General features: G+C 64.9%; 21 protein-coding genes and 2 pseudogenes. 12 read left to right on the plus strand and 11 right to left on the minus strand.

Annotation, left to right across the window (positions count from 1 at the left end):
* Positions 1-232 precede the first annotated feature (232 nt).
* The gene (gene panD, locus ACE10X_RS20330) at positions 233-622 is read left to right on the plus strand and encodes an aspartate 1-decarboxylase (protein WP_051002906.1); all 390 of its coding nucleotides are present in this window, start codon (positions 233-235) and stop codon (positions 620-622) included.
* An 11-nt stretch (positions 623-633) separates the two neighbouring features.
* On the opposite strand, the gene ACE10X_RS20335 is transcribed toward panD, so the two are convergent.
* Positions 634-984 carry a zinc ribbon domain-containing protein YjdM gene (locus tag ACE10X_RS20335; RefSeq protein WP_028344891.1) on the minus strand — a complete coding sequence of 117 codons (351 nt, stop codon included), beginning with the start codon at positions 982-984 and terminating at the stop codon, positions 634-636.
* A gap of 274 nt (positions 985-1258) precedes the next feature.
* Here ACE10X_RS20335 and ACE10X_RS20340 point away from each other — a divergent pair, with 274 nt between their 5' ends.
* A complete protein-coding gene (locus ACE10X_RS20340) occupies positions 1259-2491 on the plus strand; it encodes a S1C family serine protease (RefSeq protein ID WP_375764490.1) in 1233 nt (410 codons plus the stop codon).
* On the opposite strand, the gene ACE10X_RS20345 is transcribed toward ACE10X_RS20340, so the two are convergent.
* Positions 2484-3485, minus strand: a complete 1002-nt coding sequence (locus tag ACE10X_RS20345) for an LLM class flavin-dependent oxidoreductase (RefSeq protein ID WP_038383799.1) — start codon at positions 3483-3485, stop codon at positions 2484-2486. The genes ACE10X_RS20340 and ACE10X_RS20345 overlap by 8 nt on opposite strands.
* Positions 3486-3569: 84 nt before the next feature.
* Here ACE10X_RS20345 and ACE10X_RS20350 point away from each other — a divergent pair, with 84 nt between their 5' ends.
* Positions 3570-3710 (plus strand): hypothetical protein, encoded by a 141-nt coding sequence (locus tag ACE10X_RS20350; protein ID WP_375764491.1) that lies wholly within the window; start codon positions 3570-3572, stop codon positions 3708-3710.
* A gap of 214 nt (positions 3711-3924) precedes the next feature.
* On the opposite strand, the gene ACE10X_RS20355 is transcribed toward ACE10X_RS20350, so the two are convergent.
* On the minus strand, positions 3925-4746 hold the full coding sequence (locus ACE10X_RS20355) for a hypothetical protein (RefSeq protein ID WP_375764492.1): 822 nt from the start codon (positions 4744-4746) through the stop codon (positions 3925-3927).
* A gap of 400 nt (positions 4747-5146) precedes the next feature.
* Between ACE10X_RS20355 and ACE10X_RS20360 the strand changes: the two genes are divergently transcribed.
* Both ACE10X_RS20360 and ACE10X_RS20365 read left to right on the plus strand, forming a co-directional pair.
* The gene (locus tag ACE10X_RS20360; protein WP_375764593.1) at positions 5147-6271 is read left to right on the plus strand and encodes a metallophosphoesterase; all 1125 of its coding nucleotides are present in this window, start codon (positions 5147-5149) and stop codon (positions 6269-6271) included.
* Positions 6272-6546: 275 nt separating this feature from the next.
* The gene (locus ACE10X_RS20365) at positions 6547-6936 is read left to right on the plus strand and encodes a lysozyme inhibitor LprI family protein (RefSeq protein ID WP_375764594.1); all 390 of its coding nucleotides are present in this window, start codon (positions 6547-6549) and stop codon (positions 6934-6936) included.
* 433 nt (positions 6937-7369) lie between these two features.
* On the opposite strand, the gene ACE10X_RS20370 is transcribed toward ACE10X_RS20365, so the two are convergent.
* The gene (locus ACE10X_RS20370; protein ID WP_375764493.1) at positions 7370-7711 is read right to left on the minus strand and encodes a DUF952 domain-containing protein; all 342 of its coding nucleotides are present in this window, start codon (positions 7709-7711) and stop codon (positions 7370-7372) included.
* 240 nt (positions 7712-7951) lie between these two features.
* Between ACE10X_RS20370 and ACE10X_RS20375 the strand changes: the two are divergent.
* Together ACE10X_RS20375 and ACE10X_RS20380 are read left to right on the plus strand one after the other, a co-directional pair.
* Positions 7952-8074 (plus strand): annotated as a pseudogene (locus tag ACE10X_RS20375) (glyoxalase superfamily protein); the annotation flags it as partial.
* Positions 8072-8281 (plus strand): annotated as a pseudogene (locus ACE10X_RS20380) (ClpX C4-type zinc finger protein); the annotation flags it as partial. The pseudogenes ACE10X_RS20375 and ACE10X_RS20380, both read left to right, overlap by 3 nt.
* 229 nt (positions 8282-8510) lie before the next feature.
* Here ACE10X_RS20380 and ACE10X_RS20385 read toward each other — a convergent pair.
* On the minus strand, positions 8511-12284 hold the full coding sequence (locus ACE10X_RS20385) for a vitamin B12-dependent ribonucleotide reductase (RefSeq protein ID WP_375764494.1): 3774 nt from the start codon (positions 12282-12284) through the stop codon (positions 8511-8513).
* An 822-nt stretch (positions 12285-13106) separates the two neighbouring features.
* Between ACE10X_RS20385 and ACE10X_RS20390 the strand changes: the two genes are divergently transcribed.
* Entirely contained in the window at positions 13107-14000 is an 894-nt protein-coding gene (locus ACE10X_RS20390) for a DMT family transporter (protein ID WP_038383803.1), read from the plus strand.
* Between the two features lie 6 nt (positions 14001-14006).
* On the opposite strand, the gene ACE10X_RS20395 is transcribed toward ACE10X_RS20390, so the two are convergent.
* A complete protein-coding gene (locus tag ACE10X_RS20395; RefSeq protein WP_375764495.1) occupies positions 14007-16244 on the minus strand; it encodes a CHASE3 domain-containing protein in 2238 nt (745 codons plus the stop codon).
* A 19-nt stretch (positions 16245-16263) separates the two neighbouring features.
* Positions 16264-16668: a response regulator gene (locus ACE10X_RS20400; RefSeq protein ID WP_026192708.1), complete on the minus strand. Its 405-nt coding sequence runs from the start codon at positions 16666-16668 to the stop codon at positions 16264-16266.
* A gap of 180 nt (positions 16669-16848) precedes the next feature.
* Between ACE10X_RS20400 and ACE10X_RS20405 the strand changes: the two genes are divergently transcribed.
* Positions 16849-17745: a DMT family transporter gene (locus ACE10X_RS20405; protein ID WP_375764496.1), complete on the plus strand. Its 897-nt coding sequence runs from the start codon at positions 16849-16851 to the stop codon at positions 17743-17745.
* A gap of 68 nt (positions 17746-17813) precedes the next feature.
* On the opposite strand, the gene ACE10X_RS20410 is transcribed toward ACE10X_RS20405, so the two are convergent.
* A complete protein-coding gene (locus ACE10X_RS20410) occupies positions 17814-18338 on the minus strand; it encodes a BA14K family protein (RefSeq protein ID WP_375764497.1) in 525 nt (174 codons plus the stop codon).
* Positions 18339-18607: 269 nt separating this feature from the next.
* Here ACE10X_RS20410 and ACE10X_RS20415 point away from each other — a divergent pair, with 269 nt between their 5' ends.
* On the plus strand, positions 18608-19018 hold the full coding sequence (locus tag ACE10X_RS20415; protein ID WP_375764498.1) for an NADH:ubiquinone oxidoreductase subunit NDUFA12: 411 nt from the start codon (positions 18608-18610) through the stop codon (positions 19016-19018).
* A gap of 392 nt (positions 19019-19410) precedes the next feature.
* Here ACE10X_RS20415 and ACE10X_RS20420 read toward each other — a convergent pair whose 3' ends face one another.
* Entirely contained in the window at positions 19411-20097 is a 687-nt protein-coding gene (locus tag ACE10X_RS20420; protein ID WP_375764499.1) for a DJ-1/PfpI family protein, read from the minus strand.
* 227 nt (positions 20098-20324) lie between these two features.
* Here ACE10X_RS20420 and ACE10X_RS20425 point away from each other — a divergent pair, with 227 nt between their 5' ends.
* Together ACE10X_RS20425 and ACE10X_RS20430 are read left to right on the plus strand one after the other, a co-directional pair.
* Positions 20325-21263, plus strand: a complete 939-nt coding sequence (locus ACE10X_RS20425; protein ID WP_375764500.1) for a GlxA family transcriptional regulator — start codon at positions 20325-20327, stop codon at positions 21261-21263.
* Positions 21264-21385: 122 nt separating this feature from the next.
* Positions 21386-21604: a hypothetical protein gene (locus tag ACE10X_RS20430; protein WP_375764501.1), complete on the plus strand. Its 219-nt coding sequence runs from the start codon at positions 21386-21388 to the stop codon at positions 21602-21604.
* 247 nt (positions 21605-21851) lie between these two features.
* On the opposite strand, the gene ACE10X_RS20435 is transcribed toward ACE10X_RS20430, so the two are convergent.
* A complete protein-coding gene (locus ACE10X_RS20435; RefSeq protein WP_229193149.1) occupies positions 21852-22286 on the minus strand; it encodes a hypothetical protein in 435 nt (144 codons plus the stop codon).
* Positions 22287-22400: 114 nt separating this feature from the next.
* Complete coding sequence (locus ACE10X_RS20440) at positions 22401-23624, minus strand: SLC13 family permease (RefSeq protein WP_375764502.1); 1224 nt, start codon at positions 23622-23624, stop codon at positions 22401-22403.
* Positions 23625-23701 lie beyond the last annotated feature (77 nt).

Below are 23701 nucleotides of genomic sequence, written 5' to 3' on the forward strand. Positions count from 1 at the left end.
GCCGGATCACAAATAATAGCCTGCTCCGGAAAGGCTTCGCCGCAGCGCATTCATTCTCCGATTTTGGCTGCGCGGAGCATTGCAGACCGGCGCGGTCGGCGATTTCAGGACAAACCCGTCGCCGCGGAGCTGCGCTCGAAGCGAGCGTAAACCCGGATAACGTTGACGCGGAGGCGGCGCGCCGTTATTGGCGGCGCGGAAAATTCCGACGCAACGATACGGGATGGTCTCGATGCAAGTGACTTTGATGAAGGGCAAGATTCATCGCGCGCACGTCACCGAAGCGGACTTGCATTACGAGGGGTCGATTTCGATCGACCGCAATTTGATCGAGGCCGCCGGTTTCCTCATCAATGAACGCGTCGACATCTATAACATCGACACCGGCGCGCGCTTCTCGACCTACGTGATCGAGGCGCCGGCGGGATCGGGCACAATCGGCCTCAACGGCGCGGCCGCACGGCTCGCCATGGCCGGCGACAAGGTCATCATCGTCGCCTATGCCAGCTTCGACGCCGACGAGGCGCGCAAATTTCATCCGCGGGTCGTGCTGGTCGACGACAAGAACCGGCACGTCGCGAAGGCTGCCGCCTCATCGGTGAAAGCCCTGGCGGACGCGTAAGCCAGGCTGCGCTAGGCCTTCTTGACGAACTCCGATTTCAGATTCATCGCGCCGATGCCGTCGATCTTGCAGGCGATGTTGTGTCCGTCGCTGCCCTCGGTGAGGCGGATGTTCCTGACCTTGGTGCCGCCCTTGACGACCGACGACGAGCCCTTGACCTTGAGGTCCTTGATCACGATGACGCTGTCGCCGTCCGTCAGCGGGTTGCCGTGCGCATCGCGCACGCCCGCTTGCTGCGCGGTCTCGGCGGCCGCGGCCGCATCGCTGCTCCACTCATGGGCACATTCCGGGCAGACCCAGAGGGCGCCGTCCTGATAGGCATGCTCGGAATTGCATTTCGGGCAGTTCATTGCGGCGTCCATGGTCGAGATCGTCTCCGTCGTTGCGGGCGCACCGTAGGGGCGCAGGCGGGCAAAGCAAGCGAAAACCCGGCGATTTAATGCGCAAAAGGGCGCAAAGGTGGCGAGCCGCCCGTCCACCCGCGGATGCTGATGGAACGGTCTGTCGCTCCATCCGTTGCCGTTCGTCGCTCGGCATTGCGCCCCTGTGCTTGCGGGGAACGGTTCACTGATCGTCGCGTCCGGGCCGGCAACTCATCCAGTAGCAATCGGCTGATCCCAAACATGGACGCGGAAGATGAATCACAGAAACCCGGCTTTCGTCAGCCTCCGCACGCCGCTCGTCACCGCCGCCTTCACGTCGGCGTTGCTGGTGAGCGCAAGCCTTGTGAGCGCAAGTCTTGTAAGCGCTGGTCTTGCCCACGCACAGCCGGTGAATTCGCGCGCGGATCATGGCAATGGTGGTCCCGGCGAGTTCGCCGACCTTGCGGAGAAGGTCGGGCCGGCCGTGATTGGCGTCAACGCCAAGGTGGCGGCAGCGGCGGATGACGACGACTCTTCTCCCGGCCAGTCTCCCGGCGACTCTTCCGGGCCGAACGGCCCGCCCGATCAGGATGCGCCAGGGAAGGCCGTTCCAGGTCCCGGCAGGCGCGGACCGGGCAATCTGCCGAAGTTGGGTGAGATGACCTCGATCGGTTCGGGCTTCTTCATCTCGGCGGACGGCTATGCGGTGACGAACAATCATGTCCTCGGAGGCAGCGACCGCGCCGATGTCCGCACCAGCGACAACAAGGTCTACAAGGCGAAGGTCCTGGGCAAGGATCCGGTCAGCGACCTCGCCCTGCTCAAGGTCGATGGGCGCACCGACTTCAGCTATGTCAAGCTCGCCGATCAACCGCCGCGCACCGGCGATTGGGTGCTCGCGGCCGGCAATTCGTTCGGCCTTGGAAACACCGTCACCGCGGGGATCGTCTCGGCGCGTGCGCGCGATCTGGAGACCGGGTCTTCGGAGGATTTCGTCCAGATCGACGCGCGGATCAACCGCGGCGATTCCGGCGGGCCGAGCTTCAACACGCATGGCGAGGTGATCGGCGTGAACAGCCTGATCTTCTCGCCCTCCGGAGGCTCGGTCGGTGTCGCGTTTGCGATACCGGCGGATACCGTGAAGACGGTGATCCCGCAGCTCAAGGACAAGGGCTCGGTCACGCGCGGCTGGATGGGCGCGCAGATTCAATCGATCACCCCCGGCATTGCCGAAAGCTTAGGTGCGAACAATCTGCACGGCGCGGTCGTGGTCGGCGTGCAGACCGGCGGTCCGGCAGCGAAGGCCGGATTGAGGCGGGGTGACGTGATCACCTCGGTCAATGACGAGCCGATCAAGAGCGCCAACGAGCTGACCAAGAAGGTTTATGCGGGAGCACCGGGCAGTTCGGTCAAGCTTTCGATGCTGCGGGACAATGCGCCGAATTCGCTGAGTGTGACGCTCGGCCAGCTCGCGCAGTCGCAGGCGCCTGCCGGCCTGCTCAAGTGATCCCGCCGGCCTTGATCCCGCCGGCATTGGCGATCAGCTCGAACGATCGCAGCCGCTTCTGGTGATCATAGACGTCGGACACGATCATCAGCTCGTCGGCGCCGGTCTCCGCGACCAGCGCGTCGATGCCGGCGCGCACCGTCGCGGGCGAGCCGATGATGGAGCGCGCGAGCATCCGCATCGCCTGCACCTTCTCCGACGGCGACCAGTAGCTCTCGATGTCGTCGATCGGCGGCTGGCTAAGGCCGCGCGCGCCGCGGAAGATGTTGGTGAACGACATCTGCTGCGTGGTCGCCAGCCGCCGCGCCTCTTCGTCGGTGTCGGCGGCGATGATGTTGACGCCGACCATGGTGTAGGGATGCGCGAGCTGCTCCGACGGCTTGAAGCGGGCGCGATAGATCTGCAGAGCCTGGATCAGCAGCTCGGGAGCAAAATGCGAGGCGAAAGCGTAGGGCAGGCCGAGCTCGCCGGCCAGCATCGCGCCGAAATTGCTCGAGCCGAGAATCCACAGCGGCACGTCGGTGCCCGCGGCCGGCACCGCCTGGATGCGCTGGTTGGGACCGGCCGCGGCGAGGAAGGCCTGCACCTCGAGCACGTCCTGCGGAAAGTTCTCGGCGGATTCCGGCGTGCGGCGCAGCGCGCGCAGCGTGAGCTGGTCGGTGCCCGGCGCGCGGCCGAGGCCAAGGTCGATACGATCCGGAAACAGCCGCGCCAGCGTGCCGAACTGCTCGGCGATGACGTAGGGCGCATGGTTGGGCAGCATGATGCCGCCGGCGCCGACGCGGATGGTCTTCGTTCCCGCGGCGATGTGCCCGATCACGACCGACGTCGCGGCGCTGGCGATGCCCGCCATGTTGTGATGCTCCGCCACCCAGATGCGGCGATAGCCGAGCGCCTCCGCATGGCGAGCGACATCGCGCGCGTTATAGAGCGCGCCGCGCGCGTCGGTCTCCTCGGTGACGCGGACGAGATCGAGAATGGAGAGGGCGGCCACGACGACTCCGGAACGTTAGGGACGGGAGCCGATGGTATTTGGCTGTGTCCAGGTGGATGCGAAACGGCGGGGAGCAGCCGGTTCATGCAGATGCATATGGATGCGGTCGCCATGCCGGTCAATCCGCCTGATGCGAGCGAGGAAGGAGGGCTGCCCGTGGAAAATATCGAAAACAACCCCATGCAAAGGTGCTGGTTGCCGGCGGCACTCGGAAGTACGACTTGACGCGTCGGGCAAATCGGTGGTATTTTTCCATTATTCCGAAATTGTGCAGGCGGCCCATTGCAGCACAATGGCTTCTGCGGTCAGCAGCGTAGGATGGGTAGAGCCAACGGGTCCGCGCAACGCGCGGTCCGATGATAAACTCCGCGAAACCCATCATCTCGCCACTCGGCTGCAGCCTGATGGGTTTCGCTTCGCTCTACCCATCCTACAGTCCTCATTCGCACCCTCGACCGCCGCGATCGGAGAAGCGCTGCGTCACGCCCCAGACGATCGCAGCCGTGGCTGCCGTCGCGAGCAGATGCTTCAAGGTGTGTCCGCTGACGAAGCGAAGCGTGTCTGCGATCTGATGGTCGAGTACCTCGGTGATTTTTGCCAGAACGTACAACCCCATCGCTGCGGCGAACGCGATGCGCTCAGTGCGCGGCGCGCGATAGATCGCCTGCCACAGCGGGATCAGGATGAGCGGGAGGACCTGCAGCAGCAGATACGGCCGCAGGTCGCCCGCGCCATGCCGATCGGTATAAACGCACCATGCGACGCTGCCGACAGCGAACAAGCCGAGCACGATCGCTTCGAGTTCGGTCCTCAATCCGGACCTTGTGTCGCCGCGGACGCCGAGCAAGCCGGCGCCGGCAAGCGCGATCGGCAGCCGGTCCCAGATCAGGCGGCCATTGTCGGGAGCAAGGTGATAGAACGCCGACCCGAACGCGGTCAGGAACAGGCCGATCAGGAACAGGCGATAGCCGGGCCAGCCGGCGCGCAGCCGGTCGCTGTTGCGGTGAGGGCGCAGCGCCAGCCAGCCCCAGATTGCGACCAGGGCGAAGCCGATGTTCGACAAGACATCGGCTGCGTGCGGGATGCCGAAGATGGCCGAGTGGTCGGCGAAATCGTTGTAGTGGGCCGGCTGCGCGATGCGCCCGTGCGCCGCGAATGCCGCAACGATGCCGACCGTGATGATCGTCGGGGCGTGCTTGATCCACCGTTTCACGGGCCGCTCGGACCCGGTCAATCCGTCGATCCGGAAGGTCGTTTGCATCGTCGGCTCCCAATGAAAATGAACAATGTTCAATATCTGACATTAGAATGAGCGGCGTTCAAGTTCATTTTTCGGGAGGGGCCGATAATGCTGATGGGGAAGGTGCGCCAGGAGACGCAACGCGCGCGGCCCGTAGCCCGCATGAGCCAACGGGTCGCGCGAAGGCGCGCCCGATGACAGGCTCCGCGATATGCGGGGCCCGGTGGTGTGTTCTTGCGAAGCGGATCCCGGATGTCGCTTCGCTCATCCGGGCTACTGGGACAAAAGCGCAAGGCGTTTCGGCGGCGCGCAACTTGCCGAAAATGTGCTGACGATGGCGGCTTACGCCTGCGCCCGATCCACCCTACCTTCGCTGAGCGCCGAGCCCGCTGCCTCAACCGATCCGATCCGGAGCGAGACCATTCCCCAACTCATCTTCGGCCTGACCAGCCTCTTGATCCTGGCCCGCTTCATCTGGCCGCTCGACTGGCCGCTTCCGGCAAAGATCGTCGCCGCGTTGTTGGTGCTGGTCGCCTTGCAGTTTCACCGCTGGAACAGGCTGTCGTCGGGATCGGAATTCTCGCCGGAGTTTCCGCGTCCGGTGGTCGTCCTGTTCAACTGGGCGTTCGGCGCGATCATGCTGCTGGCGCTGCTGCAACTGGCGCTCGATGCCGGGCTGCTGATGGCCGCGCTGATCCACGGCGGCTTCGTGGGCGCGCCTGACGGCGTCCGCTACGCACTTGCAGCGGTCGCGGCCGCCGCCGCCGCGATCGGCGTCCATCAGGCGATGCGCATTCCGCCCCTGAAGGATATCGAGGTCGGCATAAGCGGACTTCCGCGGCAGTTCGACGGCTACACCATCCTGCAACTGACGGATCTTCACATCAGCCGGCTGTTTCCTGCGCCATGGGCGCGCGCCGTGGTCGAGCGGTCGAACAAGGTCGGCGCCGACCTGATCGCGATCACCGGCGACCTGATCGACGGCACCATCGATGCGCGGCGGGGCGACATCGCGCCGCTGCGCGACCTGATGGCCGCCGATGGCGTCTACGTGATCTCGGGCAATCACGAATATATCTTCGGCTATGACGGCTGGATGGCGCATTACGAAGCGCTCGGCCTGCGCTCGCTCGAGAACCGGCACATCGTGCTCGAACGCGGCGGCGGCCGCCTGGTGATCGCAGGGATCACCGACCGCGCCTCGCGCCACCGGGGGCATTCCATCCGCGACCTTGCCGCGGTCCTCGACGGCGCCCCCAAAGGCGCGCCCGTCGTCCTGCTCGACCACCAGCCGAGCGACGCACGAAAGGCAGCTCGGCTCGGCGTCGCCCTGCAGCTCTCCGGACACACCCATGGCGGATTGATCCTGGGGATCGATCGCCTCGCCGCGCGCGCCAATGCCGGCTTCGTCTCGGGCCGCTACGACGTCGACGGGATGACGCTCTACGTCAACAACGGCACCGCGCTCTGGCCGGGTTTTGCCTTGCGGCTCGGCCGCCCGTCCGAATTGACGCGGATCACGTTGCGCGTGGCGGGCGATACTTGAGTGATTGGTTTCGCATGCGATGATGCGAGCGCGGTGTTATCGCATTGGCGGGGAGCCCGAATACGCGCGGCGCACGTTTGCGGTTTGCTTCTCGGCCTGAGTCGCAGCAGTAGCCCGCATGAGCGAAGCGATATGCGGGGCCGGTCGTGCGTCTGGTGACGTTGGTCCCGGATATCGCTTCGCTCATCCGGGCTACGCTTGCTGGCTTTTGTTTCGGGCACTCTTGTGCGACGATGGTTGTCCGGAGATGCGGGTGGGGTGATTTTTACGTGGTCATGCTGTCGCGAAGGCTTGTCATTGTTGCAACTGCGCTCGTGCTCGGGACTTTGTCGGTGCGCGCGCAGCAAAGCACCGAGTATGATGCGTGCATGGACAAGGCCGAAGGGGTGTCAACGAAGATGCTCGCGTGCGGCAAGGCCGCAATCGAGAAGTGGGACATCAGGCTCAACACCGCCTATCAAGCGCTTCTCGCAAGGTCGAAGGGCGAGGCGCACGCGCAATTGCAGACCGAGCAGCGGGCCTGGCTGAAGCATCATCTGGGTGAAACCCATCGCCTCGCCGCGGACCCCAACAACGGGTCCGTCGCGTTCCTCGACTCCCAGGCGTTCGAATTGAAGGACATCGCCGACCGCACGCTGCTTCTTGAAAAGCGTGCCGGCCAGTAGCCCGCATGAGCGAAGCGATATGCGGGACGGATCTTGCGTCCCGGATGTCGCGAAGCCTGCCATCGGGCGCGGGTTCGCGCGACCCGTTGGCTCATCCGGGCTACGCTGCCGAGGTTTGCCATCCCCGCTGAACCCGTCGAAATGACCCCCCGCTGACCTCTGATGCTCAGCGACATGCCGTTGTGACCTGCTATCATGGCAGCTCACCTCAGCGATTCAGCCATGGTCGCTCGCAAACTTGACGAGGAATGATGTCCCAGTCTTTCAAAGTCGGCGATCTCGTCAGGAAGCGTGCCGGTTATGAGTATCCTGGCATCATCGTTTCAGTTTTCACGACGCGCGCCGGTGCCGTGCGTTACGTCGTGGAGGCCGATCATGCCGGATTTGCGGGGATGCTGCATATTTTCAATGGCGAGCAACTGGAGCCGCGATCCTAACTTTGCAGATCAAACGTGCCGTCGGTGTCCGGTTCGAACGGCTGGACGGCAACAACGGCACCCGCGTTGAGAGGGCCATAAATGTGCGGGTAGAGTTTGCCGTTGCCCGCGTCTTCGTACCGAATGGGCGGGATCACGCGAGCCGGATCGATGGCAAGCAGGATCAGGCCGCGTTGACCTCGGAAGAGGTAATTCGCGACTTCAACGAGTTGCTCGGGCGTCGAGCAATGAATGAACCCCTCGCTGCCGAACGACGCAGGGCGATATTCGCCGTTGTTCGCTGCTGCCCACGCGGCAGGCGAACAGATGTGGTAAATCACTGAAAGCTGCAAGTTCATCTCCATATCCGCCTTATGAGGTCGAGGGAGCGGCGTGCCTGTCGGGATTGACAACAGGTCGATCGCGCCCAATGATGGTGTCGGGTTGATACACCCGCTGCTTGCGCCCTTTGTGGATAGTGAACGTATCAAAATCCGCCACACCCTCGCTATTGGCGAACGGGTCGGCAAGGCAAGCACCGATCTCCTCCGCTCGCCGATAGGGGGGCACCCATGCGCGATTTTCGCGATGCGAAGGCCATGGCGCGGTCTCTGCGCAGCGCCTTGAATGCCAGGGCGATCCAAACCATTCACAGCGAATCTCTGGAGCTGATCGCGAAGGCGTTCGGCTGCGAGACCTGGAATATCCTGTCTGCCAGGATCGATGCCGCCGGCGCCCAGAAGCAGGCCGCCCAGGGCGGTCAGCTCTACTGCTCGTTCTGCGGCAAGAACCAGCACGACGTGAGCAAATTGGTGGCAGGTCCTGCCGTCTTCATTTGCGACGAATGCATCGACCTGTGCACCGATATCGTCGACGAGAATCTAAACCAGCTGATTGCAGGAAACGAGGAGGGCGCGCGCGCCTTACCGGATTGTCAAAGCACTTGACGCAGACCCTGAAGAGCGCCCTGCATTTCCTGATCACGACCGAACGCCTTGGCGACCCGCACCGTAATCATTCTAGCTTAGCGCTAACTTAGATGCCAATGCGACTATTGATGCGTTCCATTGATTCGCGTCGTTGCCATATGCAGCAATAAGGGGGCCGATTGGCCCCCTTCCTCTGCGCGTTGCTTGCCAACTTTGGCAATGCAGTATGTTAGCTGCACCCTGTCGTGCTTCCGCAAGTATCGCACTTCATACAGGTCCCATTCCGCACCAGCGTGAAGTTGCCGCACTCCGAGCACATCTCGCCTTCGTAGCCCTTGGCCTTGGCTTCAGCGCGACGCTCGGCCTTGGACGGGGCGGCGGCTGCGGCGGTGCCGGGCTTGCTCCAGTTCAGCGCCTCGAGCTTCTCGGTCGGCGAGAGGTCGTGGCTGACTTCCTGCTTCAGGGCGACCGCGCCTTCGACGGTGTCGGAGGCGCCGCGCGAGGTTGCGCCGTGGGAGGCGAGCGCGGTGACGCGGTTGCCGGCGGGCGCGTTGTCGGCGCCCTGGCTGACCGCGGCCGAGCCGCCGCGCATGACGACGAGGTTGTCGGTGCGCGACCGGGTCAGGCCCTTCGACAGGTACTTGGTCGCCTGGTGCTGGGCGGGGGCCTCATCCGGCTCCTTGCCTTCCTCGACGCCCTTGCCGAGCGCGTCGAAGCCGCTCTCGTTCGGATCGACATGGGCGAGGTCGAAGCGCGCCATGTAGCTCACCGCGAGCTCGCGGAAGACATAGTCGAGGATCGAGGTCGCGTACTTGATCGAGTCGTTGCCCTGCACGGGACCCGCGGGCTCGAAGCGGGTGAAAGTGAAGGCGTCGACATACTCTTCCAGCGGCACGCCGTATTGCAGACCCAGGGACACTGCGATCGCAAAATTGTTGATGAAGGAGCGCAGCGCCGCGCCTTCCTTGTGCATGTCGATGAAGATCTCGCCGAGACGACCGTCGTCATATTCGCCGGTGCGCAGGTACACCTTGTGGCCGCCGACAACCGCCTTCTGGGTGTAGCCCTTGCGGCGATCCGGCATCTTCTCGCGCTCGCGCATCACGACGATGCGCTCGACCAGCTTCTCGACGATCTTCTCCGAGACCTGGGCGGCACGCGCGGCCATCGGCTTCTCGTACAGCGCTTCCACCGCATCATCCTCGTCCTCATCGTCGGCGATGAGCTGCGAGTTCAGCGGCTGCGACAGTTTTGAGCCGTCGCGGTACAGCGCGTTGGCCTTCAGCGCAAGCTTCCACGACAGCAGGTAGGCGGACTTGCAGTCCTCCACCGTGGCGTCGTTCGGCATGTTGATGGTCTTGGAGATCGCGCCCGAGATGAACGGCTGCGAGGCCGCCATCATCCGGATGTGGCTCTCGACCGAGAGGTAGCGTTTTCCAATTTTGCCGCAGGGATTGGCGCAGTCGAAGACGGGATAGTGCTCGGCCTTCAGGTGCGGGGCGCCCTCGACCGTCATCGCGCCGCAGATGTGCACGTTGGCAGCTTCGATCTCGCGCTTGGTGAAGCCGACCGCCGAGAGCAGGTCGAAGCCGGGGGCTGCGATCGCTTCCGCGCCGATGCCGAGCTGGTCGCGGATGAAATCTTCGCCGAAGGTCCACTTGTTGAAGGCGAACTTGATGTCGAACGCGGTCGGCAGCGCCTTTTCCACCTTGGCAATGGCTTCATCGGTGAAGCCTTTTGCCTTGAGGGTCGAGGCGTTGATGCCCGGCGCATTCGACAGCGAGCCGTGGCCGACGGCGTAGGCCTCGATCTCCGCGATCTCGCTCTCGCGATAGCCGAGCGCGCGCAGCGCTGACGGCACCGCCTGGTTGATGATCTTGAAGTAGCCGCCGCCGGCGAGCTTCTTGAACTTCACCAGCGCGAAGTCGGGCTCGATGCCGGTGGTGTCGCAATCCATCACGAGGCCGATGGTGCCGGTCGGCGCCACCACCGTGGTCTGGGCGTTGCGATAGCCGTTGACCTCGCCGAGCGCCAGCGCGTCGTCCCAGGCCAGCCTGGCATGGGTGACGATGTCGGCCTGCGGGCAGGAGGCGTGATCGAGCGGCACCGGGTTGACCGAGAGCGCCTCGTAGCCGGCCGCGTTGCCGTGGGCGGCGCGGCGGTGGTTGCGGATCACGCGCAGCATGTGCGCGGCGTTCTTCTTGTAGCCCGGGAAGGTGCCGAGCTCGGCCGCCATCTCGGCCGAGGTCTTGTAGGCGATGCCGGTCATGACAGCGGTCAGCGCGCCGCACAGCGAACGGCCTTCCTTCGAGTCATAGGGCAGGCCCATGGTCATCAAGAGGCCGCCGATGTTTGCAAAGCCGAGGCCGAGCGTGCGGAACTCGTAGGAGAGCTCGGCGATCGCCTTCGACGGGAACTGGGCCATCATGACCGAGATTTCGAGCACGATGGTCCAGAGCCGGCACAGATGCTCGTAGGACTCGATGTCGAACCGCTTGGTGGTGGTGCTGTAGAACGTCAGCAGGTTGGCGGAGGCGAGGTTGCACGCCGTGTCGTCCAGGAACATGTATTCCGAGCACGGATTGGACGCGCGGATGTCGCCGGACGCCTTGCAGGTGTGCCAGTCGTTCATCGTGGTGTTGAAGTGCAGGCCGGGATCGGCGGAGGCCCAGGCGGCGTAGCCGATCTTCTCCCAGAGGTCGCGGGCCTTCAGCGTTTTTGTGACTTTCCTGGTGGTGCGGCCGACGAGATTCCAGTCGCCGTCGGTTTCGACCGCGCGCAGAAAATCGTCCTTCAGCGACACCGAATTGTTGGAGTTCTGGCCGGAGACGGTGAGATACGCTTCCGAATCCCAGTCGGTGTCGTAGGTGTCGAACGAGATGTCCTTGTAGCCCTGCCTGGCGAACTGGATGACGCGCTTGATGTAGTTGTCCGGCACGAGGTTGCGGCGGGCGAGCTTGATCTCGCGGCGGAGCGCAGGGTTCTTCTCGGGATCGAAGCAGTCGTCGCCACTGCCTTCGCAGTTGACGCAGGCCTTCATCACGGCCTTGAGGTGCTTCTGGTTGATCTTGGAGCCGGTGACGAGGGCCGCGACCTTCTGCTCCTCCTTCACCTTCCAGTCGATATAGGTCTCGATATCGGGGTGATCGGCGTCGACCACGACCATCTTGGCGGCGCGGCGCGTGGTGCCGCCCGACTTGATCGCGCCCGCGGCGCGGTCGCCGATCTTGAGGAAGCTCATCAGGCCGCTTGAGCGGCCGCCGCCGGACAGCTTCTCGCCTTCGCCGCGCAGGCTCGAGAAGTTGGAGCCGGTGCCGGAGCCGTATTTGAACAGGCGCGCCTCGCGCACCCAGAGGTCCATGATGCCGCCCTCGTTGACGAGGTCGTCGCCGACGCCCTGGATGAAGCAGGCATGCGGCTGCGGATGCTCATAGGCCGACTTCGACTTGGTGAGCTTGCCGGTCTTCCAGTCGACGTAATAGTGGCCCTGGCCGGGGCCATCGACGCCATAGGCCCAGTGCAGCCCGGTGTTGAACCACTGCGGCGAGTTCGGCGCGACCATCTGTTTTGCCAGCTGGAAGCGGAGCTCGTCGAAGAAGGCGAGGGCGTCTTCTTCCGTGGAGAAGTAGCCGCCCTTCCAGCCCCAATAGGTCCAGCAGCCGGCGAGGCGATCGAACACCTGCTTGGCCGAGGTCTCGCCGACGATGCGCTCGTTCTCGGGCAGGAGGCCAAGCGCCTCGGTGTCGGGCACCGAACGCCACAGCCACGACGGCACGGTCTCTTCCTCGACCTTCTTCAGGCGCGCGGCAACGCCCGCCTTACGGAAATACTTCTGCGCCAGCACGTCGGAGGCGACCTGCGACCAGAACTCCGGAACCTCGACGTTCTCGGCGCGGAACACGACCGAGCCGTCCGGATTGCGGATCTCTGATGTGGTCAGGCGGAAATTGATCCCGGCATAGGGAGATTGTCCGCTGGTGGTGTTGCGTCGTTCGATTCGCATGGTCGAGCCCCGTCTCTTCTTCTGCCCAGCCCCACGTTTCCCCGCAGGTTACCGGAATGTTGTCTGTTCGCGGACTCAAGGGGACACGCGTCAGCACGCCTCCCGTCATCCGCAGCTCAGCCGGTGGATCCGGCCTGTTTTCTCTCATCCGCTGGGCGCCGGTATGACCGGCCCTGCGGCGGCATCGTCCCGGCGCGGCGCCCGACTGGTCGGGTGCTCCGGGTCATGCATTCAACGCCCCAAAACGCTTCACGCGACACGTCACGCGTACGCTTCTTCGCGGGCCGGTTACGGCCTCTGTTTCCGGGTCCTTCGCGGCCCGTTCTGTCGTCCCCGGACTCGAAAGACCTCGGGCCCAAAATCAGGGCAGAGAAGCCCTTCACCCGCGGCCCGAAGGCCTGGCGGAGTGGTCATTTTGGAACCCTTGTGGGAGCGACCGGCGGGGACCCAAACACACTCGCGCCGAACAGGTTGAAAGCTAGGCCATGTCCGTCACGCCCGTCAAGGACTAGTACGAGTTTCTGAATCAAACACTAAATATGGTGGAAAGAGGGGGATAACAGGGGTCGGTGCCGCGCCTGTGATCGGGCCAACTATCGGTGAGTCCTCAGGGATTCCCAAGCCAAAAATATTCCTATCGCCTGTGGATCGGAGCTTCGCCCCGCTGTTCACAGGCGAAGTTTTTATTCGCGGTCCCGGATTGAATTTTGGGGACTCACGTAGCCCTACGGGCAAACTACGGATCAGGCATGTCAGAGCCGTGATGGTCGGGCGACAAAATCGCGGGCAAGGTGAGGCCGACTCACATCCCCGCCGGGTTCCATGACAGTCCAGAAGCCTTCCGCGCGGCCGCGCCTTGCGCCCGCCGGCCTGATGTTCCTCGCCATCACCTCGGTGGGCTGGGGGTTCAACTGGCCGTCCACCAAGTTCCTGCTCAGCGAGCTGCCGCCGCTGACCTTGCGCGGCACCACCGGGGTGATCGGCGCCGTGCTGCTGGCGGTGCTCGCGCTGATCCGCGCCCAGAGCCTGCATGTCGAGAGCCGGTTGTGGCCGCGGCTCGTGCTGTATGCGGCGCTCAACGTCACCGGCTGGATGGTGCTGATGGGGCTGGCGCTGCTCTGGCTGCCGGCGAGCGAGGCCGCGCTGATCGCCTACACCATGCCGGTATGGGCCTCGCTGCTGGCCTGGCCGGTGCTCGGCGAACGGCCGACGCTGCTGCGGACCATCGCGCTGGTGATGGCCTTTGCAGGCCTCGCCGCGATCATGGGCGGCAGCGGCATCACCGCAAGCAAAGAGAAGCTGCCGGGAATCGTCATGGCGCTCGGCGGCGCCTTCGGCTTTGCGCTCGGCACCGTGCTGGCGAAGAAATATCCGCTGGTGATGCCGCCGATCCCGGCCGCGGCCTGGCAGATCGGCCTCGGCTGCGTGCCGATCGCGATCGTCGGCCTCTTGATCGAGACCACGCATGTCGACCGCATCACGACGGTCGGCTGGTGGCTGCTGGTCTATTCGACGCTGATCCAGTTCTGCGTCGCCTATGTCGCGTGGTTCGCCGCGCTGGCGCGCCTGCCGGCCTCGGTGGCGGCGATCGGCACCATGGCGGTGCCTGTGATCGGCGTGGTCGCCTCCGCAATCGCGCTGCACGAGCCGCTGGGGCCGAGCCAGATCGTCGCGCTGCTGTTCACCCTCGCCGGCGTCGCGCTGGCGACGAGGTAGCGCGCATCACTCGCCGAGCGCCTGCTGCAGCATGCTGGCGAGCTGCGCCTTGCGGTAGGGCTTGGCCAGCAGCAGCACGCCTTCGTCGAGGCGGCCGTGATGCACGATCGCGTTCTCGGTATAGCCCGAGGTGTAGAGCACCTTGATGCCGGGGCGGCGTTTTTGCACCTCGTCGGCGAGCTGGCGGCCGTTCATGCCGCCGGGCATGATCACGTCGGTGAACAAAAGGTCGAACTTCTCGCCCTTGTCGACCAGCGCCAACGCGGCGCGGGCGTCGGGCACGGCGATGGTCTTGTAGCCGAGGTTCGTCAGCTGCGTGACGACGTAGTTGCGCACCAGCTGGTCGTCTTCCACCACCAGGATGATTTCGCTGCCGCGCCGCACCGGCTCCGGCGGAGGCGCCTCCACCTCGACCTGGCCGCGGGCAGGCGGCAGATAGAGCTTGATCGTGGTGCCGTGGCCTTCCTCGCTGTAGATCTTGATGTGGCCGCCGGACTGCTTGACGAAGCCGTAGACCATGCTCATGCCGAGGCCGGAGCCCTTGCCGACCTCCTTGGTGGTGAAGAACGGCTCGAACACCTTGTCCTGCACCGCATGCGACATGCCGGTGCCGGTGTCGCTGACCGCGAGCAGCACGTAGCGGCCCGGCGTGATGTCGGGATTAACAGCGGCGTAGGCGTCGTCGAGCACGATGTTGCTGGTCTCGAACAGCAGCTTGCCGCCGTTCGGCATCGCGTCGCGCGCGTTGATCGCCATGTTGAGCAGCGAGTTGGCGAGCTGCGACGGATCGATATGGACGCTGGCGACATCGGGCGCCAGCACCGAATTGATCTCGATCTGCTCGCCGAGCGTCGGCCGCAGCAGCTTGGCGATGTCGACCACGGTGCCGTTGATGTCGACGGTGCGCGGCTCGAGCGGCTGGCGGCGCGCGAAGGCGAGCAGATGCTGGATCAGCTCGCGGCAGCGCTCGGCGGCGCGGTCGATCAGCTCGGCGGTTTTCGCGAGCTGCGGCTGGGCGCGCAGGCTGTCGACCAGCGTCTCGGTGGTGCCGGTGATGACCGTCAGCATGTTGTTGAAGTCGTGCGCGACACCGCCGGTCAGCTTGCCGATGGCATCGAGCTTCTGCGCCTGTTGCAGCTTGTGCTCGGTTTCGCGCGAGGCGGTGATGTCGTGATAGATCAGCGCAGCGCCGGTGATCGCGTCGTCGCCATCGCGCAGCGGCCGGCCCGACACCACGAGGTGAATCTCCGGCGCGCCGCGCACCGGCTTGGCGACGAATTCCAGCCCGTCGAATTCCTCGCCGCGCAGCGCCTTGGCCGACGGCATGTCGTCGGCCTGCATCGGCGTGACGCCGTCGGACTGGAACACGTTGCTCATGGCGCGCAGCTGCCGGACCGTCATGCCCGGCTTGTAGCGCAGCATCTTCTCGGCGGCCGGGTTGGAGAGCAGCACGGTGCCGGCGCCGTCGATCACCAGCACCGCCTCCGCCATGGTGCGGAAGGTGGTTTCCATCACCGAGGTGGAACGGCGGAGCTCTTCGAGGGCGGCGCCGAGATCCTTGGTGCGTTCGGCGACCTTGCCCTCGAGCGACAGATTGGTCGCCTTGGTCGCGCTGAGCGCGCCCTGCAGTTCGCGGCTGGCGCGCCGGGCCGCCAGCGTCAGCGCGATCGCGAGCAGCAGGATCATCGCGACGCCGGCGAGGTCGATCGCCAGCAGCAGGCGTCCGTAGGTTTTCGACTGTCCGGTGCGAAGCCCGAGCACGCGGCGCTCTTCGGTGACGAGCCGCTCGAGCGCCGCGCCGACCTTGTCCATCAGCGCGCGGCTCTCGCCTGCGGACATCAGCGCCGCGGCGCCGGCCGTGTCGCCCGCGCTGCGCAATCTGATCAGCTCGGCGCCGAGCGCAATGCCGCGGTCGACCTGAGTCTTGGCGCCCGCGAGCAGCTGCGCCTCCTCGGGCGCCGTCTTCACCGCCGCCATCAGGCTGTCGAAAGCGGCGGTGAGGGCGGCGCTCTGCTCACGGAATTCGTCGGCGAAGGAGGCGTCGCCTGTCAGCGCGAATGCGCGGGCCGCGCTTTCGACGCCTCGCGGCAACGGCCGGGTGTCGGAAATCCGCTTGAGGATCCCGAGCGTGCGATCTGCCGAATCAATCTCGTTGCGCGACTTGACGTCCAACCCGATCGACGCCGCGCTGATGACGAGGAGGATCGCAAGGCCGCTGCCGAGAATGAGACGCTGGGAAGCCATCGACGATTAGTACGAGCAATTATTTCGAAAGACGAGCGGAAGGTGCATACTTCGCAAGACATTCGTTAACGGCGGCAATCAGCGCCTGCGGGGTGAACGGCTTGCGCAGGCAGGCGGAGGCGCCGAGCTCGATCGTCATCCGCAGGAAGTCCGGCGCGCGGTCGGCATTGGCGAAGGCATAGCCGGACATCGCGATCACGGGAATATCGGGCGCGCGCTCGTGGAAGACGCGGATCGCCTCGAACCCGCGCATATGCGGCATGAAGACATCGACCAGCATGACGTCGAAGGTGGCCTGCTCCAGCGCGCGCATGCCGGCTTCACCGCCATCGGCGACGGTGACTTCGAAGCCCTGGCGTTGCAAGCACACCTCGATGGCAACGCACACCATCGGGTCGTCATCAACCACGAGAACGCTCGGCACGATGCATCCTCTTTCTAACGGCCTCGCGTGCCGGCGACTCGCTTGGCCTGTTCGTCGATTAAGGCGGAACCTAGACGGAAAGTCTGTATCATAGAATGCATATGCTGTTTGCTGACAAGCGGATTTCCAGCTAGCCGTGACACATCACCTGTATTTGTCCATCCCCTTTACGACAGGTCCATGACCGCAGTTCCCATCGCCGGCCGCGCGCCGCTGTCACCGCTCGGCCTCGCATTCCTGGTGGTCGCCTCGACCGGCTGGGGACTCAACTTCCCCATCATGAAGTTCCTGCTCACGGAGTGGCCGCCGCTGTCGTCGCGCGGGCTGTGTGGCGTGGTCGGCGCGGTTGCGCTCGGCCTGGTCGCGCTGGTGCGGGGACAGACGCTGCGCGTGCCCGACGGCATGTGGTTGCGGCTTGCTTTGGTGTCGACGCTGTCGATCGGTGGCTGGGTCGCGTCCATGGGCCTCGCGCTGATCTGGCTGCGGGCCAGCGAGGCGGCCGTGCTCGGGATAACGATTCCCGTGTGGGTCGCGCTGGTGGCCTGGCCGGTGCTCGGCGAGCGCGTGTCGCTGCCGCGCGCGCTTGCGCTCGCGGTGGCGCTCGCCGGGATCGCGGCGCTGATCGGCGGCGGCGGCATCGACGCGAGCCTTGGCAAGCTGCCGGGGATTCTGTTCGCGCTCGCAGGCGCGATCTGCGTCGGGCTCGGCACGGTGCTGACCAAATCCTTCAAGCTCGCGATGCCGCCGCTGTCGCTCGCGGCCTGGCAGCTTGCGATCGGCTGCGTGCCGATCGCGATCATCGGCGTCTTGATCGAGCAGCCGCAGCTCGCCGCGCTGTCGCAGTTCGGCTGGGCGTCGATGATCTACATGACGCTGATCCAGTTCTGCCTTTGCTATGTCTGCTGGTTTGCGGCGCTCGAGCGGTTGCCGGCGGCGACCGCGTCGATCGGCACGCTGCTGGTCCCGGTCGTCGGCGTGCTCGCGGCAGCGGCGATGCTGCGCGAGCCGCTCAGCACGAGCGATATCGCAGCGCTGCTGGTGACCTTCGCGGCCGTCGCGGTCGCCTTGCGTACATGAGACGACTTGCGCACAAGAAAAAGGGCGGCGCTGGCGCCGCCCTTTGCAACTAGGAATTCAGGCCGTCATTACGGGCAGGGGTGCCGCCGGCCGTCATAGCCGAGATAGGTGCCCGAAGCCGGGTCGTAGGACCTGTAGCGCTGCGCGCAGTAGCTGGCGCCGCCGCCACTCGGCACCTCCACGGCGACAGACGGTTCATCGTAATAGCCGTAGCTGTCGTCATAATAGCCGGGGCCGTAGCCATAGCCGGAGCCGTAATACGCGCCCGAGGCGAGGGCGCCGCCGACGACCGCACCGGCCACCGCGCCGGGCCAGAAGCCGCCGCCACGATGGTAACCGCCGTGCCAGCCGCCACCGCCGCGCCAACCGCCGCCGCCACCACCGGCCCAGTGACCGCCGCCACCGCCCATGCCACCTCCGCGGCCGCCGCCGCCAAAGCCGCCACCACCACCACCGCCACCAACGTGGCCGCCGCCGCCGCCCATCGCACCCATCTGTGCGGCAGACTGGGCGAACGAAACGGTCGGCGCCACAGCCAACGGCAGCGCAAGCGCCAGAGCCGCGGCGGTGCTCAGAACCTTCATATTGATCATTTTGGACTCCATCAAAACGGTGAATGTCTAACCATCTCTGCGGTCGGACGTTCCCGTGCTCCACATTGATTGTGGGTCATCTTCGCGTAGCCGGCGGCTCATGTATGGCAGCTGAACAAAACTCCTCGTGAGCGCGTCATTTGGTCGCCAAACGGGCGCATAAACCGGGGGCTGTCCGAGGGGTGCGGGGCTACCTTGGCGGCGGCTGGACATTTGGGGAATGAGGTGGCATCAGAGCCGCATTGCCTCGAACCGACGGCCGGCCACGCATGAAACAATTCCTGCTGAAATTCTTCACCTGGTGGAATGGCCAGACCTTTGGCACGCAATTGTGGACCTCGCGATTCGGCGAACTGGTCGGCGAGGACGAGCAGGGCAACCGCTATTACCGCACCAAGGGCGGTGAAATCGACCCGACGCTGCATTTCGAGCGCCGCTGGGTGGTCTACAACGGCTACGCCGAAGCGTCGCGCATACCGGCGAGCTGGCACGGCTGGCTGCACCACACCGTCGATGTGCCGCCGACCGAGGAGAGCTACGTGGCGCGGGAGTGGGAGAAGCCACATGTGCCGAACATGACCGGTACCGCGCAGGCCTACCGTCCGTCCGGCTCGACGCTGGCGAGCGGCCGCCGCCCCAAGGCAACCGGCGACTATCACGCCTGGACGCCGAGAAGCTGACTTTCACGCATTGTTGTTCTGACGTGCACGTGGGTAACGCCGCGCGTGCATCGCACGCGCCGGCAGCGCAGCCGCGCGCCTGAGGCAACGCAAGTGCGTGCCTGTGGACAACGGTAACAGCGGGGACAGATGGGCCGCAGCCGACGCTGTCCGCTTGCGCCGAGCGTGGGTTCGCGGCTCAATAGGGTTATCTTACGGAGATGGGAAACCATCGCGTCGGATCGGGCTCCAGATCGCGACTGTCCCGATATGCAGCGGCCTCCGAGTTGGATGCGGCCGGGAGATAGGCCCCCGGTACAGACGTCCTGAAATCGCCCGCAAATGTGAGGCTACCGTGAGACAGGAAGGGCCGCTCGGGAAACCGGGCGGCCTTTTTCTTTGCGACGATCAGGTCAGGGCAGGCGTGCCGCGGCACGGCCCATCAAGTCGGCGCGGCGCGCCTGCGACGGCGCGATCCGCTCTTTCATGAAGGCGAGGATCTCGGCCGGTGCGGTATCCGGCGAGCCCGCGTTGAACGGCGGGGCCGGGTTGTATTCGAGCCTGAGCTGGATCGCTTCCGCGGTCTTGCGGTCGACGAGCTCCGACACCAGCGTCAGCGCGAAGTCGATGCCCGCGGTGACGCCGCCGCCGGTGAAGCGGTTGCGGTCGACGCAGACGCGCGTCCTGGTCGGAATGGCCCCGAAGCCCGACAGGAAATCAATCGCGCTCCAATGCGTGGTGGCGCGATAGCCCTTGAGCAGGCCGGCGGCGCCGAGCACCAGCGATCCCGTGCAGACCGACGTGACGTATTTGGCCCGCTCGGCCTGCTTGCGCAGGAAGGCCAGCATGTCCTGGTCACCGACCATGTCGTCGGTGCCGAAGCCGCCGGGCACGCAGATCACGTCGAGCTGCGGGCAATCGGCAAAGGTCGTGGTCGGCGTCAGGACCATGACGGAATCGGTCGGAACGGGTTCGATGCGTTTCCAGATCAGATGCACCTTGGCGCCGGGGACCGAGGAGAACACCTGCAGCGGACCGGTCAGGTCGAGCTGGGTCACCTTCGGGAAGACGAGCAATCCAATCTGCAGGGGTTCAGTCATCGGGGCCTCCAAATAGCGCTTGACGGAACCACGATGTCATGATGGCCTCTCGTCCAAAATGGCGCATTTCCCTCATTTTCGGACGCAAGTCTCCTGAGAGAAGCGAGTCTCCTGAGAGAAGCAAGTCTCCTGAGAGAGGCAAGTCTCCTGAGACAAGGCTCCTGAGAGACGGAAGGCTCCCGAGAGAGGGCCGCCAAGAAAGTAACGTCACCCGCGAGGATTTGGCGATGATCGGCATCCTGATCTTTCCCGACTTCCAGCTGCTCGACGCGGCCGGCCCGATCGCGGCCTTCGAGATCGCGGCGCGCTTCGCCAACAACGCGCCGGCGATCAGGACGATTGCGGCGAAGGCGGGACCGGTGCGCTCTTCGTCCGGTGTCGAGATGCTTGCGCGCGGCCTCAAGCCGTCGGCGGCGATCACGACTCTGATCATTGCGGGCGGCAACGGCGTGCGCACGCCGGCGAGCTGTCCAACCACGTTGTCATTCGTGCGGCGGATGGCGGGCCGCGACATTCGCGTCGCCAGCGTCTGTTCGGGCGCCTATGTGCTGGCCGAGGCGGGCCTGCTCGACGGCCGCCGCGCCACCACGCATTGGCAGCGCACGCCGCATTTCGTGAAGACCTATCCGAAGATCAAGCTCGAGCCGGACCAGATCTTCGTCCGCGACGGCAATATCTGGAGTTCGGCCGGCATCACCGCCGGCATCGACCTCGCGCTCGCGATGATCACCGAGGACTATGGCGACGAGATCGCGCAGAGCACCGCGCGGCAACTCGTGCTGTACCACCGGCGCAGCGGCGGGCAGTCGCAGTTTTCCTCGCTGCTGGAGTTGAAGACGCCGAACGGAAGGTTCGGGCCGCTGCTCGCCTGGGCGCGCGAGCATCTCGATGCACCGCTGACGGTCGAGGACCTCGCAGACAAGGCCGGGATGAGTTCGCGGCATTTCACCCGCGCCTTCATCGCAGAGACCGGCACGACGCCGTCGAAAGCGGTCGAGCGGCTGAGGATCGAAGTCGCGCGGCAGCGCGTGCAGTCGTCGGGCGAGGCGATCGAGCGCGTCGCCGAGATCACCGGCTTCCGCGATCCCGAGCGGATGCGCCGCGCCTTCATCCGCGCCTTCGGCCAGCCGCCGCAATCGCTGCGGCGCGCCGCGCGGGCAGGGTAGGCGCGTTTGGGACAAGCTCGTTGTCCGATTTCGCGCGATCGATGTCGTCTTTGCAGTGATGAACCTGGCGAGGGTTCCCGTGACCCACGTTAAGTGGGCATTGGGGACCCGAGGAGGTTCTAATGACAAAGCATCGAACGATTACCGGGTTCGTGGCTGTCGCCCTGCTGGCTGTCACCGCAACCGCCGCGACCATCAAGTCGCACGCGCCCCGGACCGACGGCATTGCCGTCGCCGGCACAGACGCGCTCCCGGCCAAGGATTTCAGCGACCGCTGGTCCGCGATATCCGATTTGCCTCCGGCAACGGACATCGCCGGGCGTGCGGCTGACGCGCATTAAGGTCATGGACCGAGGTCCGGCCCGTTCGAAGGCGCGACCCGCGCAGGGATTATTCGTCTCGCAACAAAAAATGCCCCGCCGAAGCGGGGCAAGATGTTGAGCGACTTAGTCTTGAGCTACTTGGTCTTGAATAGAACTAACGGTTTCGCCGCGCCGGAATAGCGCAGTCATTCACCAATACAGGATCAGCCCACGATCGCAGAGATCCACGGATGCGCTGATCACGAAACGTGCTTCAACCGAAAAATCACTGGCCCAATGTATCGGTCGCGATCTTCTTCTTGAGTGCTTCGCAGGTATCCCTGACCTCCGCGGTCATCAACGAGACGGCTTCGATCTGCAGGAAGAAGCGCTTGCCCTGATCGCGGTAACCGGCAGCGAACTCCTTGATCTCCGCGATCATGTCATGGACGCCTGCGACCATGACCTCGCAGTTCTTGGCGGCCAGTTGCAGTTCCGATCCAAGGGCCTCGATTTCCTTCACCGCCGCTTCATATTCGCGCACGACCGCCTCGGCCGACAGCTTGCCCACCTCGTTGACGCCGTTGCGATGCTCGACATAGTCCGGCATCGGCGAGAGGGGCCGGATGTTGCTGCGTGGTCGATGCGAAGTCACCGTGTTGATTTCGTCCTCCATCTGCTCCGACGGAGCGCGGGCGAGGACTTCTGCACTAACACTCATGCGGACTCTCCATAACTTGTTACGGCAAATGGAGTTTAGCAATGTCAACGGATTTGTCTCGATTTTCCACAGTTTTGAGCTAAGTGCAATTGTGCACTGCAGCATTGTGTTGCGTCAATGTGGCGCGTCGGGGTGCCAGCCAAGCAGGGCGAGCATCAAAAAGAAGCCGACGACATAGGCCGCCATGATCGGCCAGCCCTGGGTGATCCAGCGGACCACCGACTTGGCTTCCGGATACATGTTTGACACCGCAACGCCGGCCGACGAGCCGAACCAGACCATCGATCCGCCAAATCCGACCGCGTAGGCGAGAAAGCCCCAGTCATAGCCGCCTTGCTTCAGCGCCAGCGCGGTCAAGGGAATATTGTCGAACACCGCCGAGACGAAGCCGAGCCCGAGCGCGGTCTGCCACGATGCGGCGGGCAATTTCTCCACCGGCATCATCGAGGCCGCCGTCACCAGCGCGAGCAGGAACACGGTGCCCTTCAGCGTCTCGGGCATCACCGACCAGTCCGGCCGCCGCAGCAATGAGGTGACCAGGATCGCGGCCCAGACCGCGAGCCCGAGCACGGGCAGCGCATCGAGCAGCGCGGGGAACTTCAGATTGGCCGTGACATTGGCCGTCAGCGCGGCGAGCAGGATCACGGCCACGATCGCAACCCGCGCCCAGTCGATTCTGAGGCCGGACGGTGCATCCTTCACGATCGGGGAAAAGCGATGCTGTTGCAGCGAGGCCGGCACCGCAAACACCAGCATCGCGACGACGGCTGCGACATAGGCCTCCACAACGGTGAGCGGGCTGATGCCGTCGATCCACATCATCGTCGTCGTGGTGTCGCCGACGACACTGCCGGCGCCGCCGGCATTCGATGCGGCGACGATGGCCGCGAGATAGCCGATATGGACGCGGCCTCGGAACACATGGCGGGCCACGGTGCCGCCGATCAGCGCGGCCGCGATATTGTCGAGGAAGGCCGACAGCACGAACACGATGACCAGCAGGATCAGTCCGCCCTTCCAGTCATCGGGCAGCAGCGCCGGCATCTCGTCGGGAATGCGGCTCTCCTCGAAATGGCGCGACAGCAGCGCAAAGCCCATCAGGAGCAGGAACAGGTTAGCGAGCGTGACCCACTCATGCTCCATGTGATGCGCGAGACCGGGCAGGCCCGTGCCGAATTTCGCAAAGCCCGCGAACAGCAGCTTGTAGGCGACGATCGCGGCAAGGCCCGTCAGCGCCACCGCGAGCGTGTGGTGATGGAAGATCGCGACGCCGAGCAGCGTCAGCGCGAACAGGATGAAATCGAGCGGGATACCGTAGACGAGGAGTGGCGTGAGCAAGACGATCTCGATGGCTGGAGTGCCCGGCGGCGTGAGGCGCTGACGGCCGCACTATCGCGCGGCGTCGGGAACTTCAA

It is taken from the genome of Bradyrhizobium sp. Pha-3 (genome assembly GCF_042258325.1).
GTDB classification, from domain to species: domain Bacteria; phylum Pseudomonadota; class Alphaproteobacteria; order Rhizobiales; family Xanthobacteraceae; genus Bradyrhizobium; species Bradyrhizobium elkanii.

Excerpts from the sequence above, each read along its gene's own strand:
- panD (WP_051002906.1), top strand. The coding sequence starts at position 233 with ATGCAAGTGACTTTGATGAAGGGCAAGATTCATCGCGCGCACGTCACC.
- ACE10X_RS20335 (WP_028344891.1), bottom strand. The coding sequence starts at position 984 with ATGGACGCCGCAATGAACTGCCCGAAATGCAATTCCGAGCATGCCTAT.
- ACE10X_RS20340 (WP_375764490.1), top strand. The coding sequence starts at position 1,259 with ATGAATCACAGAAACCCGGCTTTCGTCAGCCTCCGCACGCCGCTCGTC.
- ACE10X_RS20350 (WP_375764491.1), top strand. The coding sequence starts at position 3,570 with ATGCAGATGCATATGGATGCGGTCGCCATGCCGGTCAATCCGCCTGAT.
- ACE10X_RS20355 (WP_375764492.1), bottom strand. The coding sequence starts at position 4,746 with ATGCAAACGACCTTCCGGATCGACGGATTGACCGGGTCCGAGCGGCCC.
- ACE10X_RS20365 (WP_375764594.1), top strand. The coding sequence starts at position 6,547 with ATGCTGTCGCGAAGGCTTGTCATTGTTGCAACTGCGCTCGTGCTCGGG.
- ACE10X_RS20370 (WP_375764493.1), bottom strand. The coding sequence starts at position 7,711 with ATGAACTTGCAGCTTTCAGTGATTTACCACATCTGTTCGCCTGCCGCG.
- ACE10X_RS20385 (WP_375764494.1), bottom strand. The coding sequence starts at position 12,284 with ATGCGAATCGAACGACGCAACACCACCAGCGGACAATCTCCCTATGCC.
- ACE10X_RS20390 (WP_038383803.1), top strand. The coding sequence starts at position 13,107 with ATGACAGTCCAGAAGCCTTCCGCGCGGCCGCGCCTTGCGCCCGCCGGC.
- ACE10X_RS20395 (WP_375764495.1), bottom strand. The coding sequence starts at position 16,244 with ATGGCTTCCCAGCGTCTCATTCTCGGCAGCGGCCTTGCGATCCTCCTC.
- ACE10X_RS20405 (WP_375764496.1), top strand. The coding sequence starts at position 16,849 with ATGACCGCAGTTCCCATCGCCGGCCGCGCGCCGCTGTCACCGCTCGGC.
- ACE10X_RS20410 (WP_375764497.1), bottom strand. The coding sequence starts at position 18,338 with ATGATCAATATGAAGGTTCTGAGCACCGCCGCGGCTCTGGCGCTTGCG.
- ACE10X_RS20415 (WP_375764498.1), top strand. The coding sequence starts at position 18,608 with ATGAAACAATTCCTGCTGAAATTCTTCACCTGGTGGAATGGCCAGACC.
- ACE10X_RS20420 (WP_375764499.1), bottom strand. The coding sequence starts at position 20,097 with ATGACTGAACCCCTGCAGATTGGATTGCTCGTCTTCCCGAAGGTGACC.
- ACE10X_RS20425 (WP_375764500.1), top strand. The coding sequence starts at position 20,325 with ATGATCGGCATCCTGATCTTTCCCGACTTCCAGCTGCTCGACGCGGCC.
- ACE10X_RS20430 (WP_375764501.1), top strand. The coding sequence starts at position 21,386 with ATGACAAAGCATCGAACGATTACCGGGTTCGTGGCTGTCGCCCTGCTG.
- ACE10X_RS20435 (WP_229193149.1), bottom strand. The coding sequence starts at position 22,286 with ATGAGTGTTAGTGCAGAAGTCCTCGCCCGCGCTCCGTCGGAGCAGATG.